Here is a 16957-nt window from a genome sequence, read left to right as displayed (position 1 = left end):
TCCCTCTCAGCCCAGCAGGACGTCGTCGTCGCCCAGCCGCTTCAGCTCGCGGTAGAGGATGGCGAGGCCGGTGACGATGCCGGCCGCGGTGACGACGGCGTCGACGAGCCGCAGCGTGTCGTTCTCGGCGCGCGCCTTCTTGATCTGCTTGGCGGCGCCGACCGCGCCGAACGCGGTGGCGGCCATGGACAGGTACGTACCGGACCTGGACTTCTTGAAGCCCTTGGCCTTGGTCAGTGCGCTCACAGCGACGGTGCCTCCTCCAGCAGCGGGTGACCCCACTTTTCCACGAAGGCGGCCTCGACGGCGGCGCCCACCTTGTACAGCCGGTCGTCCTTCATCACCGGGGCGATGATCTGCAGGCCCACCGGGAGGTTGTCCTCCGGGGCGAGGCCGCAGGGCAGGGACATGGCCGCGTTGCCCGCCAGGTTGGTCGGGATGGTGCACAGGTCCGCGAGGTACATCGCCATCGGGTCGTCCGCGCGCTCGCCGATCGCGAAGGCGGTGGTCGGGGTCGTCGGGGAGACGATCACGTCGACCTGCTCGAAGGCCTTGTCGAAGTCCTGCTTGATCAGCGTGCGGACCTTCTGCGCGCTGCCGTAGTAGGCGTCGTAGTAGCCGCTCGACAGGGCGTACGTGCCGAGCATGATGCGGCGCTTGACCTCGGGGCCGAAGCCGGCCTCGCGGGTGAGGGAGGTGACCTCCTCGGCGGAGTGCGTGCCGTCGTCGCCGGTCCGCAGGCCGTAGCGCAGGCCGTCGAAGCGGGCGAGGTTGGAGGAGCACTCGGACGGGGCGATCAGGTAGTACGCCGACAGGGCGAGGTCGAAGGACGGGCAGTCCAGCTCGACGATCTCGGCGCCCAGCTCCTTCAGCAGCTCGACGGACTCGTCAAAGCGCTGGATGACGCCGGCCTGGTAGCCCTCGCCGCGGAACTGCTTGACCACGCCGACGCGCATGCCCTGCACGCTGCCGTTGCGGGCGGCCTCGACGACCGGCGGGACCGGGGCGTCGATGGAGGTGGAGTCGAGCGGGTCGTGCCCGGCGATGACCTCGTGCAGCAGGGCCGCGTCCAGGACCGTGCGGGCGCAGGGGCCGCCCTGGTCCAGGGAGCTGGAGAAGGCGACCATGCCGTAGCGGGAGACCGCGCCGTACGTCGGCTTCACCCCGACCGTGCCGGTGACGGCGGCCGGCTGGCGGATGGAGCCGCCGGTGTCGGTGCCGATGGCGAGGGGCGCCTGGAAGGAGGCGAGCGCGGCGGAGGAGCCGCCGCCGGAGCCGCCGGGGATCTTGGTGAGGTCCCAGGGGTTGCCGGTCGGGCCGTAGGCGCTGTTCTCGGTGGAGGACCCCATGGCGAACTCGTCCATGTTGGTCTTGCCGAGGATGACCACGTCGGCGGCCTTCAGCCGCTTGGTGAGCGTCGCGTCGTACGGCGGGATCCAGCCCTCCAGGATCTTCGAGCCGACGGTCGTGGGGACGCCCTCGGTGGTGAAGATGTCCTTGAGCGCGAGCGGGACGCCGGCCAGCGGGCCGAGCTTCTCGCCGCGCTCCCGCTTCTCGTCCACGGCACGGGCCTGGGCGAGGGCGCCCTCGCGGTCGACGTGGAGGAAGGCGTGCACCTTCTCGTCCACCGCCTCGATCCGCGCGAGGTGGGCCTCGGCGACCTCGACCGCCGTCAGTTCGCCGGAGGCGATCTTCGCGGCGGTCTCGGCCGCGGTGAGCTTGATGATGGCGTTGTCCGTCATGGCGGTCACTCCTCCCCCAGGATCTGCGGCACCTTGAAACGCTGCTGCTCCTGGGCCGGGGCGCCGGAGAGCGCCTGCTCGGGGGTGAGCGAGGGACGGATCTCGTCCGGCCGCATGACGTTCGTCAGCGGGAGCGGGTGCGAGGTCGGCGGTACGTCTTGGTCGGCGACCTCGCTGACGCGGGCCACCGCGCCGATGATGTCGTCCAGCTGGCCGGCGAAGTGTTCAAGCTCTTCGGGCTTCAGCTCCAGACGCGCCAGCCGGGCGAGGTGGGCGACCTCCTCGCGCGTGATGCCAGGCATGCAGCGATCCTCTGGGGTGAGTGTGTGTGGTTTGGGCCGGGGGCTAGTCGTCCCATTCCCGTCGTCCGCCCGAAGGGCGGGTCGCGCGGCGTCTGGTGCGTGCGATCGCAAGGCGCCGGAGCGTCCTCGTGGCGGAGCCACGTGGACGATTCGGCAACGCGGCGAGCGTGCGTGCCAGGCGTCGCGCGACAGACGGGAATGGGACGACTAGCCCCAATCCTATGGGGCGGGGCACCATGCCCGTGAAACGGTTTGCCCCGGCCCCGGCCTCACCGGTGCCGGCCGTCCCAGGCGAGGCTCCTCAGGAAGTGGTTGTCGTACAGCTCCTGGACCTCCAGCAGGCTCTCCGGGGTGGCCTCGCCGAGGCGGATGCGCTGGAGGTGGCGGAAGTACTCGAAGCGCTCGACGCCCGGGGCGATGACGATGAGCAGGTCGGCGGTGCTGCCGGGGGCGGCGGCGAAGGCGTGGGGGCGGTCCGGCGGGACGATGATCAGGTCACCGCGCCCGGCGGTCACGACATCGTCGCCGGAGAGGACCTCGGCCTCGCCGTCGAGCAGGTAGAACATCTCGGCCGAGTTGTGGTGCACGTGCGGCCGGGCGCCGTCGGCGCCCTCCGCGAGCGTGACGCGCACGGTGGACAGCGCGCCGCCGCTGGCACTGCTGTCGGCCAGCAGCCGCACGCCGACGGGGGCACCGCCGAGGACCTCGGCCTCGGCGTCCCGGACCAGCACGGTCTCGTCGAACCTGGGCACGAACAGCGACATGGTGGCATCCCCCTTTGTGTGACGCGGTGCGGGGCGGTCAGACCGCGAAGAGCAGTCCGGCACTGATCAGTACCACGATCGCGGTGGCGAAGTGGATCCCGAAGGCGACGGCTTTCGTGCCGCCGTTGCGCAGGACTATCAGCGTGTCCGTGAACGGCACGACGGCCACGCAGACCATGAACCAGGCCTCGGCGCGGGCTCCGGCGAAGGCGAGCAGGGCCAGGCCCACCAGTCCGAGGGCGCCGTCCCGGAGTCCCTTGACCGACAGGTAGGCGCGGGCGTCGCCGCGCGGGTCGGCCGGGACGCCGTAGCCGGCCGCCGCCGGGCCCGGCTGGAACCAGAACCGGAACCAGAGGAACACGCAGAACAGGTCGAGCAGGGCGGCCAGGGTGTACGCGGTGACGGTCATGCCATCTCTCCTCGCTAGCAGCGCTAGGGACGAGAGCGAAGCTAGCAGAGCGATGACAGAATGGCTAGCGCTGCTAGAATCACGGCCATGTCGATCCAGACGCGCCGGGAGCGCGAACGAGCGGAACGCGAGCGGCTGATCGTCACGGCCGCCCGGGAACTGGCGGAGGCCGAGGGCTGGGACGCGGTGACCACCCGCCGGCTGGCCGCCGAGATCGAGTACAGCCAGCCGGTCCTCTACAGCCACTTCAAGGGCAAGGACGCGATCATGGCGGCGGTCGCGGTGCAGGGATGCGCCGACCTCGCGGCGGAGCTGCGGCAGGCCCGCACGGCGGCGCACGGCACGCGGGAGGCGCTGGCGGCGGTGGCGCGGACGTACACGTCCTTCGGCAGGCGCCGGCCCGCCCTCTACGACGTGATGTTCACCCTGCGGGTGGACCTTCCGTTCGCCACGGAGGAGGCTCCGGCACCGCTGTGGGACGCCTTCACCGAGCTGCGCCTCGCGGTGGAGCCGATCGCGGCCGAGGGCGACGACCCCGGGCTGCTGACGGAGACGTTCTGGGCGGGGCTGCACGGCCTGGTGACGCTGATGCGGAGCGGCAGACTGCCGGAACCCGCACACGAGACGCGCCTGGCGCTGCTGATCGGCCACTTCGCCGGGGCCTGAGGCACGCGACCGCAGACGGCGCAGGGATCGCGCGGGACCGGTGCACCCGGGCGGGGGGACTACTCGGCGGCCGGCAATGCGGCGGGCGGGCGCTGCCACCCGCGGGAACCGCGGGCCAGCAGCCACGCGGTCGCCTCCTCCGGAGGCATCGCGGCGGCCACCAGCCAGCCCTGCACCGCGTCGCACCCCAGATCGCGCAGCCGCTCCCAGGTCTCGTCGTCCTCCACGCCCTCGGCGACGACGAGGAGGCCCAGCGAGTGGGCGAGGTCGACGGTGCAGCGCACGATCTCGGCGTCCTGGGCGTCGACGGCCAGCCGGGCGACGAAGGAGCGGTCGATCTTCAGCTCGCTGACCGGCAGCCGCCGCAGGTGCACCAGGGAGGAGTAGCCGGTGCCGAAGTCGTCCAGGGACATCTTCACGCCGTGGCCGGTGAGTCCGGCGAGGGTGTCGGCGGCCCGCTGCGGGTCCTCCAGCAGGACGTGTTCCGTTATCTCCAGCTGGAGCGCTCCGGCGGGGACCCCGTGCCGGGCGAGGCGCGCGGCGACCGATCCGGCGAATCCCGGGGTGTGGACGTCGCGCGGGGAGACGTTGACGGCGACGGGCACCCGCAGGCCCTGTGCGCGCCACCGGGCGACCTGGCCTAGCGCGGTCTCCAGCACGTACTCGGTGAGGTGGGGCATCAGCCCGGAGGACTCGGCTATCGCTATGAACTCGTCCGGCGGCACCTTGCCACGCTCGGGATGCACCCAGCGCACCAGCGCCTCCAGTCCGGCGACCTGCCCGTCGAAGCGGACCTTGGGCTGGTAGTGGAGCTGCACCTCGTGCGCGTCCAGCGCCCGGCGCAGGTCGCCCAGCAGGCCGAGGCGGTCCGGGGTGTTGGAGTCGCGCTTGGACTCGTAGACCTCGACACCGGTGCGGTCCCGCTTCGCCTGGTACATCGCGACGTCGGCGCGGCGCAGCAGCCCCTCGGCGTCGAGGGCGTGGTCGGGGAAGACGGCGACGCCGGCGCTGGCCTCCAGGACGAGGGTGAGGCCGTCGAGGTCGAGCGGGGAGCTGAGGGCGGTGACCAGGCCGCGGGCGACCCGGGTGGCCGACGTGGTGGAGTCGGCGACGGGCAGTAAGACGGCGAACTCGTCGCCGCCGAGCCGGGCGGCCTCGGCGCCGCGCGGCAGGGCGAGCCGCAGCCGGTCGGCTATCTGGAGCAGCAGCCGGTCGCCGGCCAGATGACCGAGTGTGTCGTTGACCGAGCGGAAACGGTCGAGGTCGATCAGCATGAGCGCGGCGCGGGCGCCGATGCGCTCGGCGTCGTCCAGGGCCGTCCAGATCCGCTCCAGCAGCCACTGCCGGTTGGGCAGCCCGGTCAGCGGGTCGCGCAGCTGCTCCTCGGCGCGGGCGCGGGCCATCCACAGCGTGGAGTCCAGGGCGATGAGCGGGATGGCGAAGAGCGGGAGCAGGATCGGCTGGGCGTCGGCGACGACGCACAGCAGGGGCGCGATGCCCAGCAGCGCCACGGCGACCAGACCCTGTCTGACCAGGGCGGTGCGGGCGACGGTGGGCACCCCGCCGCCGCGCGGGGCGTGCAGGTACCACAGCAGGCCGCGGCTGACGGCGAGGTAGGCGACGGCGACCAGGACGACCTGCGGGGCGGTGGCGATGCTCCAGGTCCCGGGCCGCCAGGGCGCCTCCACGCTCGGGACCCGGCCGAACGCGCCCAGCAGCAGGGCGCCGGCACCGATGCCGAGGACGTCCACCGCGCCGTGCAGCACGCCCTGCCGCCAGCGGTGCCGGCGGGCGACGCCGACCAGCACGACGACGGTGAGGCTGACCAGGCCGGCCGGCACCCAGCCGTACAGCAGCAGCACGGCGAGGGTGAGGGCGGCGCCCGATCCGGTGCCGCCCCACCAGCGGGCGCGGCCCAGCATGACGAGGTGGCCGACGATGACGCCGGTCAGCAGGGCCAGCGACCAGCCGACCGTGCCGCCGGGGAAGAGGGCGTGGTGGCCGACGTAGGCGCGGTAGAAGCCGGCGCCCAGGGCGAAGCCCGCGGCGGCCACGAGGGCCCCGGGCAGCGCCGGCCAGGAGGGGTGCCGTTCGGTGTCGGCGCCCGACAGGGCCGGGGCGGGTTCGAGGGCCGGCAGGGGCGCGTGGGCCTCGGCGGCGGCGCCCGGTCCGGCGGGGCGCGGCTGTCCGCCGGTACGCCCGTCGGTCCGGCCGGTCCACCGGTACCCACGCCATGCGACCGCGCGGCGGCGCAGACGCAGCCGTGAGTCAGGGGCGGCGCTCTCGGTCGGTTCCATTCCCGTCCCTCTCACAGCCGGCGGTGCCCACGCCACGCGGCCCGATGCCCGACAACCATCAGCAGCTCCGCGCCGAAGAAACCTTCCCCGCGCCCCTGGAGGGCACGGAGATGCCCCGGCCGGAGCCGGGCACGACAGGCGCACACCTCAACAGTAGGCCGCGGAAGGCTTCCACGGGCAGCGGTCTCCGACGGTTGCCCGAATGCGCCCGGGCCACCCGTATGCATCTGATATGCGCCGATCGGGTGGCCTTCAACCGCTACTCCCCGGTCGGAAGCGCGACTTCGGCCGCCGCGTCGGGGCCCTGTTCCAAGAGGACGGCGAAACCGTCCTCGTTCAGAACGGGAACCTTCAGCTGCATGGCCTTGTCGTACTTCGATCCGGGGTTGTCACCCACTACGACGAACGAGGTCTTCTTCGACACCGAACCGGTCACCTTCGCACCCCGGCTCTGCAGCGCCTCCTTGGCGCCGTCCCGGGTGAAGTTCTCCAGCGTGCCGGTGACGACGACCGTGAGCCCCTCCAGCGGACGCGGCCCCTCGTCCTCGCCGGTGGACTGCTCCTCCAGCGGGACCCCCGCGGCCTTCCACTTGCGGACGATCTCGCGGTGCCAGTCCTCGGCGAACCACTCCTTGAGCGCGGCGGCGATGATGGGACCGACGCCGTCGGTGGCCGCCAGCTCCGCCTCGGTCGCCTGTTCGATGCGGTCGACGGAGCGGAACTCGCGCGCGAGGGCCTGCGCGGCGACCGGGCCCACGTGCCGGATCGACAGCCCGTTCAGGAACCGGGCGAGCGGACGGGACTTGGCCGCCTCGATGTTCGCCAGCAGGGCGAGGGTGTTCTTCTTCGGCTCGCCCTTCTGGTTGGCGAAGACGGTGACGACCTTCTCCTCGCCGGTCTTCGGGTCGCGCTTGGGCAGACCGCTGGCCGGGTCGAGGACATAGGCCTTGATCGGCAGCAGTTTCTCCACCGTCAGGTCGAACAGGTCGCCCTCGTCCACCAGGGGCGGCTCGGCCGGCTCCAGCGGCCGGGTGAGCGCGGCGGCGGCCACCTCGCCGAAGTGCTCGATGTCCAGGCACTCCCGGCCCGCGAGGTAGGAGACCCGCTCGCGCAACTGGGCCGGGCAGGTGCGGGCGTTGGGGCAGCGGAGGTCGATGTCGCCCTCCTTCATGGGCCGCAGCGGGGTGCCGCACTCGGGGCACTCGCCCGGCATCACGAACTCCCGCTCGGTGCCGTCCCTGAGGTCGACCACCGGGCCGAGGATCTCCGGGATGACGTCACCGGCCTTGCGGAGCACGACCGTGTCGCCGATGAGCACGCCCTTGGCCTTGACGACCTCCTGGTTGTGCAGGGTGGCGAACTCGACCTCGCTGCCGGCGACCGTGACCGGCTCGACCTGGGCGTACGGCGTGACACGGCCGGTGCGGCCGACGCCCACCTTGATGTCGATCAGCTTGGTGTTGACCTCTTCCGGCGCGTACTTGTACGCGATCGCCCAGCGCGGGGCACGCGCGGTGGAGCCGAGCCGTCCCTGGAGGCGGATCTCGTCCAGCTTGACCACGACACCGTCGATCTCGTGCTCGACGGAGTGGCGGTTCTCGCCGTAGTGGGCGATGAACTTCCGTACGCCGTCGAGGTCGTCGACCACCCGGTTGTGCGGGGAAGTGGGCAGGCCCCAGGTCTTCAGCAGGTCGTAGGCCTGGGAGAGCCGGGTCATGCCCGAGTAGCCCTCCAGGGCGCCGATGCCGTGGACGACCATGTGCAGCGGCCGGGTGGCGGTGACGCGCGGGTCCTTCTGGCGCAGCGAACCGGCGGCGGCGTTGCGGGGGTTGGCGAAGGGCTTGTCGCCGGCCGCGACCAGGCGTTCGTTGAGTTCGAGGAACTTCTCCATCGGGAAGTAGACCTCGCCGCGGATCTCCACCAGGTCGGGCACCTCGCCGCCGCCGAGGCGGTCGGGGATCTCCGCGATCGTCCGGACGTTCGGCGTGATGTCCTCGCCGGTGCGGCCGTCGCCACGGGTGGCCGCGCGCGTGAGCCGGCCCTTCTCGTACGTGAGGTTGACGGCGAGGCCGTCGACCTTGAGCTCGCACAGGAAGTGGTACGTCTGGTCGCCGAGTTCGCGCGCGATGCGCTCGGCCCAGGCGGCCAGCTCGTCGTCGTTGAACGTGTTGTCGAGCGAGAGCATCCGCTGGCGGTGCTCGACCGCGGTGAACTCCGTCTCGTACGACCCCGCGACCTTCTGGGTGGGCGAGTCCGGGGTGCGCAGCTCCGGGTACCGCTCCTCCAGGGCCTCCAGGGACTTCAGGAGCTGGTCGAACTCCGCGTCGCTGATGACGGGAGCGTCCTTCACGTAGTACCGGAAGCGGTGCTCCTCGATCTGCTCAGCGAGCTGCGCGTGCTTGTCACGTGCCTCGGCGGGCACTGCCGTCTCCGCCTGCTGCTTGTCGCCGGCCACCGTGTTGTCCTCCCGTTACTCTGGGTTGTCCGCGAGGGATCTCGCCGCCCGGACGCAGTGGGCGAGCACCTGGCGTGCGTAGGCGGGTGAAGCGCCCGCGAGACCGCATGCCGGGGTCACCGTGACCGCCTCCGCGAGCAGCCCCGGATGCAGCCCCAGCCTGCGCCACAGCGTCCTGACACCCATGACGCTACCGGCAGGGTCTGACAACGGGACGTCCGTGCCCGGCACGACACCGGCGAACAGGCGCGTGCCGCCTTCTACGGCCTCGCCGATCGCCTCGTCGTCACGCTCGGTGAGAAGGGCGAAGTCGAAGGAGACGGCCGCCGCGCCGGCCCGCCGCAGCAGCGCGAAGGGCACGTCCGGGGCGCAGGAGTGCACCACCACGGGGCCGCCGTGCGTGCCGACGACGTCCCGGAGCGTGGCCTCCACGACCTGCCGGTCCACGGCGCGGTGGGTGCGGTAGCCGCTCGCGGTACGGACCCGGCCGCGCAGGACGGCGGTGAGGGAGGGCTCGTCGAGCTGGAGGACGATCCGGGCGCCCGGGACGCGGCGCCGCACCTCGTCGAGGTGCAGCCGCAGCCCCTCGGCGAGCGAGGCGGCGAGGTCACGGCAGGCGCCGGGGTCCGACAGCGCGGCCTCGCCGTTCTTCAGCTCCAGGGCGGCGGCCAGCGTCCACGGCCCGACCGCCTGCACCTTCAGGTCGCCCTCGTAGCCCTGCGTGAACTCCTCCAGGGCGTCGAGGTCCTCGCCCAGCCAGGAGCGCGCCCGCCTGGTGTCCCGGCCCGGCCGGTCCCCGATCCGCCAGCCGCTGGGCTCCACGCGCGCGTACAGCTCGACCAGCATCCCGGCGGTCCGGCCGATCATGTCGGCCCCGGGGCCGCGCGCGGGCAGCTCCGGGAGGAAGGGGAAGTCCTCGAAGCTGCCGGTGACGGTCTTGGCGGCTTCCCGCGTGTCCCCGCCGGGCAGGGAGCCCACGCCGGTGGCTCCCGGGAACCTGATCTGGCTGTTTTCGCTCACCCCGGCAGGGTACGTAGGCCGGCCGGCGGACTCACAACCAGTGGGCGCCGTGCCGGCGCAGGAAGGCACACGGCCCCTGCGGATCGGCGACCGCGAGGTTGTTGCGGAAACGGCCCCGCTCCCAGGCGAGGTCCGTGCCGCCGTGCAGGCCGGCGGCGGCCGCGACGGCGCCTCGCGCGTCCAGCAGGGCCACCGTCAGGCTGCCCGGGCAGCGGCAGATGTCGCCGGTGAACTCGCCCTCGGTCGCGAGGCCGCGCAGCTCCGCGAGGCCGGCGTCGTCGAAGACCTCGCCGAGGACCGGCCGGCCGGCGAGCGGGACGCGCACGTCACCGCCCGCGAGGACGAGGCGGCCTCGGTCCGGGGCCAGACCTGCGCCGGCCAGGCCCGGATCCCGGCCTCGCCGGTCACCGCCCGGGCCGTACCGTCAGGTCGTTGACCTCCGCGTCCCGCGGCAGGTCCAGGGCCATCAGGACCGTCGTGGCGACCGACTCGGGGTCGATCCACTTGGAGGCGTCGTACTCCTTGCCCTCCTGCTGGTGGACCTTGGCCTGCATGGGGCTCGCGGTGCGGCCGGGGTAGACGGAGGTGACGCGGACGCCGGCGGCGTGCTCCTCCTGGCGCAGGGCGTCGGCGAGGGCCTTCAGGCCGTGCTTGGAGGCGGCGTACGCGGACCAGCCGGCGTGGGCGTTCAGACCGGCACCGGAGTTGACGAAGACCACGTGGCCGCGGGCCGCCCTCAGCTGCGGCAGGAAGTGCCGGGTCAGCTCGGCGGGCGCGACCAGGTTGACGTTGAGCTGGTGGCGCCAGGCCTTCGGGGTGAGGTCGCCGACGTCACCGAGGTCGACGACGCCGGCGATGTGCAGCAGGGAGTCCACCCGGTCCGGGAGCGTCTGGTGCGAGAACGCCCAGGACAGCCGGTCCGGGTCCGCCAGGTCGCCGACCAGGGTGCGCGCGCCGGGGAACTCGGCCGCCAGCTCCTTCGCGCGGCCCGCGTCGCGCGCGTGCAGCACGAGTTCGTCCCCGCGCGCGTGCAGCCGGCGGGCGACGGCCGCGCCGATGCCGGAACCGGCCCCGGTGATCACATGAGTAGCCATGCCTGCCATGCTCGCATCAGTGGTGCCCGGCCTGCTCCTCCAGGTAGGCCAGCGCCCCGGCCGGCTCGTCGGCGAAGAAGACCAGCTCGGCCAGCGGGCGGGGCAGGAAGCCCTCGGCCTCCATGCGGCGGAACTGCTCGCGCAGGCCGTCGTAGAAGCCCGCGGTGTTCAGCAGCACGACCGGCTTCTCGGTGCGGCCGTGCTTCTTCAGCTCCAGGATCTCGGTGGCCTCGTCCAGCGTGCCGGTGCCGCCCACCATGATCACCACGGCGTCGGCCTGCTCCAGCAGCAGCTTCTTGCGTTCGGCGAGGTCGGCCGCGACGATCATCTCGTCGGCGCCGGGGCGCGCCTTGTTCGCGAGGAACTCCACGGAGACGCCCAGCAGCCTGCCGCCCGCCTCCTGCACGCCGTCGGCGACCACCTTCATCAGCCCGACGTCGGAGCCGCCCCAGACGAGGGTGTGGCCGGCCTTGCCGATCCGTTCGGCGAACTCGCGCGCGGGGCGCGTGTACCGCTCGTCGAGGTCGGCGGCGGACAGGAAGACACAGATGTTCATGCCCTCCACCGTACGGTCCCCGGCCCGGGCGGGAAGAAGCACGGCCCCTCCGGGCGCTGTACGGGTATGAGCCGAGGACACACGATCACGATCGAGAAGAGCGACCGGCACGTACGCGCGGTGCGCGGCGACCAGGTGCTCGCCGAGTCCGACCGCGCCCTGGAGCTGCGCGAGACGGGCTGTCCGGTGCGGTACTACATCCCCGCCGCGGACGTCCGCCTCGACCTGCTGACGCCCTCCGACACGCACACCGTCTGCCCCTTCAAGGGCACGGCGTCCTACTGGTCGCTGCCGGACGCTCCCGACCTCGTCTGGGCGTACCCGGACCCCAAGCCGGACGTGGCGGAGATCAAGGACCACTACTGCTTCTACGACACCGACGTGTCATGACCGGTGAGTCCCGTGTCGTACGGCAGTCTGCACGGGCATGGACAAGAAGACGACTTCGCGCGACGGGACCCCCCTCGCGTACCACGTGACCGGCCAGGGGCCCACGGTGATCCTGGTGAGCGGCGCGATGTCCACCGGCGGTACCGTGCTGCCCCTGGCCGAGCGGCTCGCGGAGCGCTGCACGGCCGTCGTCTACGACCGCCGGGGCCGCGGCGAGAGCGGTGACACGCCGCCGTACGCGGTCGACCGCGAGGTCGAGGACCTGGCCGCGCTGCTCGACGCGGTGGGTGGCGACGCGGCGCTCTTCGGGGTCTCCTCGGGCGGCGCGCTGGTGCTGCACGCGGCGGCCGGCGGGCTGCCGGTGCGCCGGGCGGCGGTGTACGAGGTGCCGTACGTCGACCACCTGGCGGACGGCGCCACGCGGGAGGCCACCTACAAGGAGCAGCTGAACAAGGCGCTCGCCGAGGGCCGGCGCGGGGACGCGGTGGAGCTGTTCCTGCGCCTGACGGGCCTCGGCGAGGAGATGATCCAGCGCGCCCGCCACTCCCCGATGTGGGCCGGCATGGAGGCCGTCGCCCCCAGCCTCGCCTACGACGACGCGGTGATGGGCGACGGCCTGCTCCCCCGCGCGCGGCTGGCCGGGATCTCCGTCCCCGTCCTCGCGGTCGCGGGCGGCGCGAGCCCGGAGTGGATGCACCGGGCGAGCCAGGCGGTCGCGGAGGCCGTGCCCCAGGGCACGTACCGGATCCTGCCGGGCCAGACCCACATGGTGGAGCCGGACGTGCTGGGGCCGGTGCTGGCGGAGTACGTCGCCGGGTAGGGGCGGCGGACCGGCTCAGACCGCCGCGGCCGCCGCGCGCGTGGTGGACGCGATCGTCGCCGAGCCCACCACGCGCGTGCCGTCGTACAGCACGATCGCCTGGCCGGGGGCGACCCCGCGGACCGGCTCGGCGAAGGTCACCCGCAGCTCGCCGTCGACCGGCTCGGCGGTCACCTCGGTCTCGCCGCCGTGCGCGCGCAGCTGGGCGGTGTAGGTGCCGGGGCCGGTGGGGGCGGCGCCGCACCAGCGGGGCCTGATCGCGGTGAGGGCGGTGACGTCGAGGGCGGCGGCCGGGCCGACGGTGACCGTGTTGGTGACCGGGGAGATGTCCAGGACGTAGCGCGGCTTGCCGTCCGGGGCCGGGGTGCCGATCCGCAGGCCCTTGCGCTGGCCGATGGTGAAGCCGTAGGCCCCGTCGTGGGTGCCCAGCTTGGTGCCGGCCTCGTCCACGATGTCGCCCTCGGCCCTGCCGAGCCGCCGGGCCAGGAAGCCCTGGGTGTCGCCGTCGGCGATGAAGCAGATGTCGTGCGAGTCGGGCTTCTTGGCCACCGCCAGGCCCCGGCGCTCGGCCTCCGCGCGGATCTCCTCCTTGGTGGTGACCGTGTCGCCGAGCGGGAACATCGCGTGCGCGAGCTGCTTGTCGTCCAGCACGCCGAGCACGTACGACTGGTCCTTCGCCATGTCGGAGGCGCGGTGCAGCTCGCGGGAGCCGTCCTCGTTCACGATCACCTGGGCGTAGTGACCGGTGCAGACGGCGTCGAAGCCGAGGGCCAGCGCCTTGTCCAGCAGCGCGGCGAACTTGATCTTCTCGTTGCAGCGCAGGCACGGGTTCGGGGTGCGGCCGGCCTCGTACTCGGCGACGAAGTCCTCGACGACGTCCTCGCGGAAGCGGTCGGCGAGGTCCCAGACGTAGAAGGGGATGCCGATGACGTCGGCCGCGCGCCGGGCGTCGCGCGAGTCCTCGATGGTGCAACAGCCCCGCGCCCCGGTGCGGAACGACTGCGGGTTCGCGGAGAGCGCGAGGTGCACGCCGGTGACGTCGTGGCCGGCTTCCGCCGCCCGCGCGGCGGCGACGGCGGAGTCCACTCCGCCGGACATGGCGGCGAGGACGCGGAGGGGGCGGGTGCGCTGCGGGGTGTCAGTCATAACCCTTCCAGAGTACGGGGGCGCGGGAACCTGGTCGGCCGGATATCCGTTGACGATCACATGGGGGCGACGACTGGGACGGGCACGGGGGCGGCGGCCGGCGACGGGGACGGGCGGCTGGGCCGGCGGGCGCTGCTCGTCGGCGGGGCCGCGGCGGCCGTGGGCACGGCGGTGCTGGCCCGCGAGGAGCTGTCCCGGCTGTGGTGGCGGCTGCCCGGGGTGGACAAGCCGCGGGTGGCGGGCGCGGTGGACTTCCGGGGCGCGCGCTGGGTGGCGGCCTCGGCGGCGAACTACCGGCGGGCGGACCGGCCGGCCGACTACCGGGTGGACCGGGTGGTCGTCCATGTCACCCAGGGCGGTTACGCCTCGGCGGTGAAGGTGTTCCAGGACCCCGCGCACGGCGCCGCGGCGCACTACATCGTGCGCAAGGACGGGCGGGTCACGCAGTTGATCCGCGAGCTGGACGTCGCCTTCCACGCGGGCAACCGCGAGTACAACGAACGCAGTGTCGGCATCGAGCACGAGGGCTTCGTGGAGGACGCCTCCTCCTTCACGGACGCCATGTACGCGGCCTCGGCCCGGCTGACGGCGGCGATATGCGGGCGGTACGGCATACCCGCGGACCGGGAGCACATCATCGGGCACGTGGAGGTGCCGGGCACGGACCACACGGACCCGGGGCGGTTCTGGGACTGGGAGCGGTACCTCCGCCTGGTCCGCGCCGAGCGCGCCCGGCGCGATCCGGACGACAGGCCCTAGGTGAGCCCGGCCGCCCGGGCGCGTTCCACCGCGGGGCCGATCGCCTTCGCGACGGCCTCGACGTCCGCCTCGGTGGAGGTGTGGCCGAGGGAGAAGCGCAGGGTGCCCCGGGCCAGGTCCGGGTCGGTGCCGGTGGCGAGGAGGACGTGGCTGGGCTGGGCGACGCCCGCGGTGCAGGCCGAACCGGTGGAGCACTCGATGCCCTGGGCGTCCAGCAGGAGCAGCAGGGAGTCGCCCTCGCAGCCGGGGAAGGTGAAGTGCGCGTTGGCCGGGAGCCGGCCACCGGGTGCCGGGTCGCCGCCGAGGATCGCGTCGGGCACGGCGCCGCGCACGGCGTCGACCAGCTGGTCGCGCAGGGCGCCGATCTCCCGGGCGAACCACGCGCGCTGCTCGGCGGCGAGCCGGCCGGCGACGGCGAAGGAGGCGACGGCCGGGACGTCGAGCGTGCCGGAGCGCACGTGCCGCTCCTGGCCGCCGCCGTGCAGGACGGGCACGGGGGTGTGCTCGCGGCCGAGGATGAGCGCGCCGATGCCGTAGGGGCCGCCGATCTTGTGACCGGAGACGGTCATCGCGGCGAGGCGCGAGGCCTCGAAGTCGACCGGGACCTGACCGAAGGCCTGGACCGCGTCGGCGTGCAGCGGGACGCCGAACTCGCCGGCGACGTCGGCGAGTTCACGGATCGGCATGATGGTGCCGATCTCGTTGTTGGCCCACATCACGGTGGCCAGGGCGACGTCGTCGGGGTTGCGGGCGATGGCCTCGCGCAGTGCCTCGGGGTGGACGCGGCCGTGGGAGTCGACGGGGAGGTACTCGACGGTGGCGCCCTCGTGCTCGCCGAGCCAGTGCACGGCGTCGAGGACGGCGTGGTGCTCGACGGGGCTGGCCAGGACGCGGGTGCGGGTCGGGTCGGCGGCGACGCGCGACCAGTACAGGCCCTTGACGGCCAGGTTGTCGGCCTCGGTGCCGCCCGAGGTGAAGACCACCTCGCTGGGGCGGGCGCCGAGCGCTTCGGCGAGGGTCTCGCGGGATTCCTCGACCGTACGGCGGGCCTGCCGGCCGGATGCGTGGAGGGAGGAGGCGTTGCCCGTGATGCTCAGCTGGGCGGTGAGCGCCTCTGCCGCCTCCGGGAGCATCGGGGTGGTCGCGGCGTGGTCGAGGTATGCCATGGTGAGGCCGATTCTACGGCGCCGGGTCCCAGCGGTTGGCCCTGGGCGCCCTGCGCCGGCCGCACCCGGGCCGGGTGGCGGCCGCCCCGTCGTCCGCGGGGCGTTCGGCCGTCACAGGCTCCAGGACACCGTCCCCGAGATCTCCATCGCCGTCACCAGGACCGCCAGGTCGGCGAGTCCGAGGGCGAGGCCCAGGTAGGCGCGGCCGCGGCGGGCGGTGCCGCGCCAGAGGGCGGCCGCGGCCAGCACGATGGCGACCGGGCCGAGGAAGACGTTGAGGACGAGCAGGCCGAGGAGGCCGAGGATGAAGGACGCGACGGCCATGCCGTCGGCGTCGCGCCCACGCGGGCGGGTGTCGGTGCGGCCGGGGGCCGGTGCGGTGAGGTGCATGGTGCTCAGCTCCTGAGGTCCAATCCGGTGGTCAGTTGGCCGAGGTGCGGCGGCGCCCGTGGCGCTCGCGGAGTGCGAACACGCCGAGCCAGACGGCGATGATGGCGGCCAGGACGACGGTGACGCCCAGCGGCGCGTGGGCGACGGTGCCCAGCACGACTCCGAGCAGCATGAGCGCGGCGACGAGGAACAGCATGGGATGGAATCCCCCCTCCGGGATGCCTCGTGTTCAGCCGGTGTAAAGTTTCGGTGAACAGTTGTAGTAACAATTGTTCACTGACTTCGAGTCTAGCGCTCCCCGACGGCTTTTCAATTCCAGAGAACAGTTGTTAACTGGATGACATGAGTCACACCCTCGGCATCCGGCAGGCCCAGAAGCAGAAGACCCGGCAGGCGTTCCTCGACGCTGCCCTCGCCCTGCTGGAGGAGCAGAGCCTGAGCAGCCTGGGCCTGCGCGAGGTCACCCGGGCCGTCGGCGTCGCCCCGACCGCCTTCTACCGGCACTTCCGCTCGACCGCCGACCTCGGGGTCGCCCTGGTCGACGAGGCGCTGGGCAGCCTGCACCCGATGGTGCGGACGACGGTGTCCACCACGGGCGACAGCGAGGAACGCATCACCCGTGCCGTCGAGCTGATCGCCCGACACGTGGAGGCCTACCCCGCGCACGTCCGCTTCATCGCCCGCGAGCGGCACGGCGGGGTGCAGCCGGTGCGCGAGGCCATCCGGGCCCAACTGGTGCGGTTCGCCGAGGAGGTGAAGGCCGAGCTGGCCAAGGACCCGGAGGCGGCGGGCTGGAGCGACGACGACCTGCTGATGCTCGCGCACCTCTACGTCGACCAGATGCTCATCACCGCCTCCCTGTTCCTGGAGACGCTGGAGGCCCCGGAGGAGGAGCGGGAGCGGGTGACGCAGCTCGCCACCCGCCAGCTGCGGCTCATCAGCATCGGCCGCAGCCACTGGCGGGACTGACCCCGGTCAGCC

At 73.0% G+C, this 16957-nt stretch carries 20 protein-coding genes; 5 read left to right on the top strand and 15 right to left on the bottom strand.

The annotated features are described in order from the left end of the window. Positions 1-6 precede the first annotated feature (6 nt). The 5 genes from ABZ923_RS01650 to ABZ923_RS01630 all read right to left on the bottom strand — a co-directional run bounded on the left by ABZ923_RS01650 (position 7) and on the right by ABZ923_RS01630 (position 3217). Complete coding sequence (locus ABZ923_RS01650) at positions 7-246, bottom strand: hypothetical protein (RefSeq protein ID WP_030346630.1); 240 nt, start codon at positions 244-246, stop codon at positions 7-9. Next, positions 243-1742 carry an Asp-tRNA(Asn)/Glu-tRNA(Gln) amidotransferase subunit GatA gene (gene gatA, locus ABZ923_RS01645; protein WP_361465361.1) on the bottom strand — a complete coding sequence of 500 codons (1500 nt, stop codon included), beginning with the start codon at positions 1740-1742 and terminating at the stop codon, positions 243-245. Before gatA ends, ABZ923_RS01650 begins: the two co-directional genes overlap by 4 nt. Positions 1743-1747: 5 nt before the next feature. Further along, positions 1748-2044 (bottom strand): Asp-tRNA(Asn)/Glu-tRNA(Gln) amidotransferase subunit GatC, encoded by a 297-nt coding sequence (gatC, locus tag ABZ923_RS01640; RefSeq protein ID WP_358636145.1) that lies wholly within the window; start codon positions 2042-2044, stop codon positions 1748-1750. Between the two features lie 269 nt (positions 2045-2313). Then, on the bottom strand, positions 2314-2808 hold the full coding sequence (locus ABZ923_RS01635) for a cupin domain-containing protein (protein WP_361465358.1): 495 nt from the start codon (positions 2806-2808) through the stop codon (positions 2314-2316). A 37-nt stretch (positions 2809-2845) separates the two neighbouring features. Beyond that, positions 2846-3217, bottom strand: coding sequence for a DUF4267 domain-containing protein (locus tag ABZ923_RS01630; RefSeq protein ID WP_361465356.1), 372 nt, complete (start codon positions 3215-3217; stop codon positions 2846-2848). A gap of 87 nt (positions 3218-3304) precedes the next feature. On the opposite strand from ABZ923_RS01630, the gene ABZ923_RS01625 reads away from it, so the two are divergent. Then, entirely contained in the window at positions 3305-3883 is a 579-nt protein-coding gene (locus tag ABZ923_RS01625) for a TetR/AcrR family transcriptional regulator (protein WP_361465353.1), read from the top strand. 59 nt (positions 3884-3942) lie between these two features. On the opposite strand, the gene ABZ923_RS01620 is transcribed toward ABZ923_RS01625, so the two are convergent. The 6 genes from ABZ923_RS01620 to ABZ923_RS01595 form a co-directional block, all read right to left on the bottom strand. Beyond that, on the bottom strand, positions 3943-6180 hold the full coding sequence (locus ABZ923_RS01620) for a bifunctional diguanylate cyclase/phosphodiesterase (RefSeq protein WP_361465350.1): 2238 nt from the start codon (positions 6178-6180) through the stop codon (positions 3943-3945). Positions 6181-6439: 259 nt separating this feature from the next. Beyond that, positions 6440-8635, bottom strand: coding sequence for an NAD-dependent DNA ligase LigA (ligA, locus tag ABZ923_RS01615; RefSeq protein ID WP_361465347.1), 2196 nt, complete (start codon positions 8633-8635; stop codon positions 6440-6442). Between the two features lie 15 nt (positions 8636-8650). Continuing rightward, positions 8651-9655 (bottom strand): methionine synthase, encoded by a 1005-nt coding sequence (locus tag ABZ923_RS01610; RefSeq protein ID WP_361465346.1) that lies wholly within the window; start codon positions 9653-9655, stop codon positions 8651-8653. A 31-nt stretch (positions 9656-9686) separates the two neighbouring features. Continuing rightward, a complete protein-coding gene (locus tag ABZ923_RS01605) occupies positions 9687-9980 on the bottom strand; it encodes a hypothetical protein (RefSeq protein WP_361465344.1) in 294 nt (97 codons plus the stop codon). A 79-nt stretch (positions 9981-10059) separates the two neighbouring features. Beyond that, positions 10060-10758, bottom strand: a complete 699-nt coding sequence (locus ABZ923_RS01600; protein ID WP_361465341.1) for an SDR family oxidoreductase — start codon at positions 10756-10758, stop codon at positions 10060-10062. Positions 10759-10765: 7 nt separating this feature from the next. Further along, complete coding sequence (locus tag ABZ923_RS01595) at positions 10766-11305, bottom strand: TIGR00730 family Rossman fold protein (protein ID WP_361465339.1); 540 nt, start codon at positions 11303-11305, stop codon at positions 10766-10768. 66 nt (positions 11306-11371) lie between these two features. On the opposite strand from ABZ923_RS01595, the gene ABZ923_RS01590 reads away from it, so the two are divergent. Together ABZ923_RS01590 and ABZ923_RS01585 are read left to right on the top strand one after the other, a co-directional pair. Further along, positions 11372-11695 (top strand): DUF427 domain-containing protein, encoded by a 324-nt coding sequence (locus tag ABZ923_RS01590; protein ID WP_361465336.1) that lies wholly within the window; start codon positions 11372-11374, stop codon positions 11693-11695. 37 nt (positions 11696-11732) lie between these two features. After that, positions 11733-12515, top strand: coding sequence for an alpha/beta hydrolase (locus tag ABZ923_RS01585; protein WP_361465334.1), 783 nt, complete (start codon positions 11733-11735; stop codon positions 12513-12515). Positions 12516-12530: 15 nt separating this feature from the next. On the opposite strand, the gene mnmA is transcribed toward ABZ923_RS01585, so the two are convergent. After that, on the bottom strand, positions 12531-13661 hold the full coding sequence (gene mnmA / locus ABZ923_RS01580) for a tRNA 2-thiouridine(34) synthase MnmA (protein ID WP_361465332.1): 1131 nt from the start codon (positions 13659-13661) through the stop codon (positions 12531-12533). A 60-nt stretch (positions 13662-13721) separates the two neighbouring features. On the opposite strand from mnmA, the gene ABZ923_RS01575 reads away from it, so the two are divergent. Further along, positions 13722-14420, top strand: coding sequence for an N-acetylmuramoyl-L-alanine amidase (locus tag ABZ923_RS01575; RefSeq protein ID WP_361465329.1), 699 nt, complete (start codon positions 13722-13724; stop codon positions 14418-14420). On the opposite strand, the gene ABZ923_RS01570 is transcribed toward ABZ923_RS01575, so the two are convergent. From ABZ923_RS01570 to ABZ923_RS01560, 3 genes are all read right to left on the bottom strand, one after another. Then, a complete protein-coding gene (locus tag ABZ923_RS01570; protein WP_361465328.1) occupies positions 14417-15586 on the bottom strand; it encodes a cysteine desulfurase family protein in 1170 nt (389 codons plus the stop codon). The two genes, ABZ923_RS01575 and ABZ923_RS01570, sit on opposite strands and share 4 nt — an antisense overlap. A gap of 111 nt (positions 15587-15697) precedes the next feature. Continuing rightward, entirely contained in the window at positions 15698-15976 is a 279-nt protein-coding gene (locus ABZ923_RS01565) for a DUF4190 domain-containing protein (protein WP_361465325.1), read from the bottom strand. Between the two features lie 31 nt (positions 15977-16007). Beyond that, positions 16008-16172 (bottom strand): hypothetical protein, encoded by a 165-nt coding sequence (locus ABZ923_RS01560; protein WP_361465324.1) that lies wholly within the window; start codon positions 16170-16172, stop codon positions 16008-16010. 146 nt (positions 16173-16318) lie between these two features. Here ABZ923_RS01560 and ABZ923_RS01555 point away from each other — a divergent pair, with 146 nt between their 5' ends. Beyond that, a complete protein-coding gene (locus ABZ923_RS01555) occupies positions 16319-16945 on the top strand; it encodes a TetR family transcriptional regulator (protein WP_361465322.1) in 627 nt (208 codons plus the stop codon). Positions 16946-16957 lie beyond the last annotated feature (12 nt).

The organism is Streptomyces sp. NPDC046881 (assembly GCF_040645015.1).
Taxonomy (GTDB): Bacteria; Actinomycetota; Actinomycetes; order Streptomycetales; family Streptomycetaceae; genus Streptomyces.
Note: the sequence above shows the minus strand (reverse complement) of the source record. Positions and strands in the feature narration are given on the sequence as shown.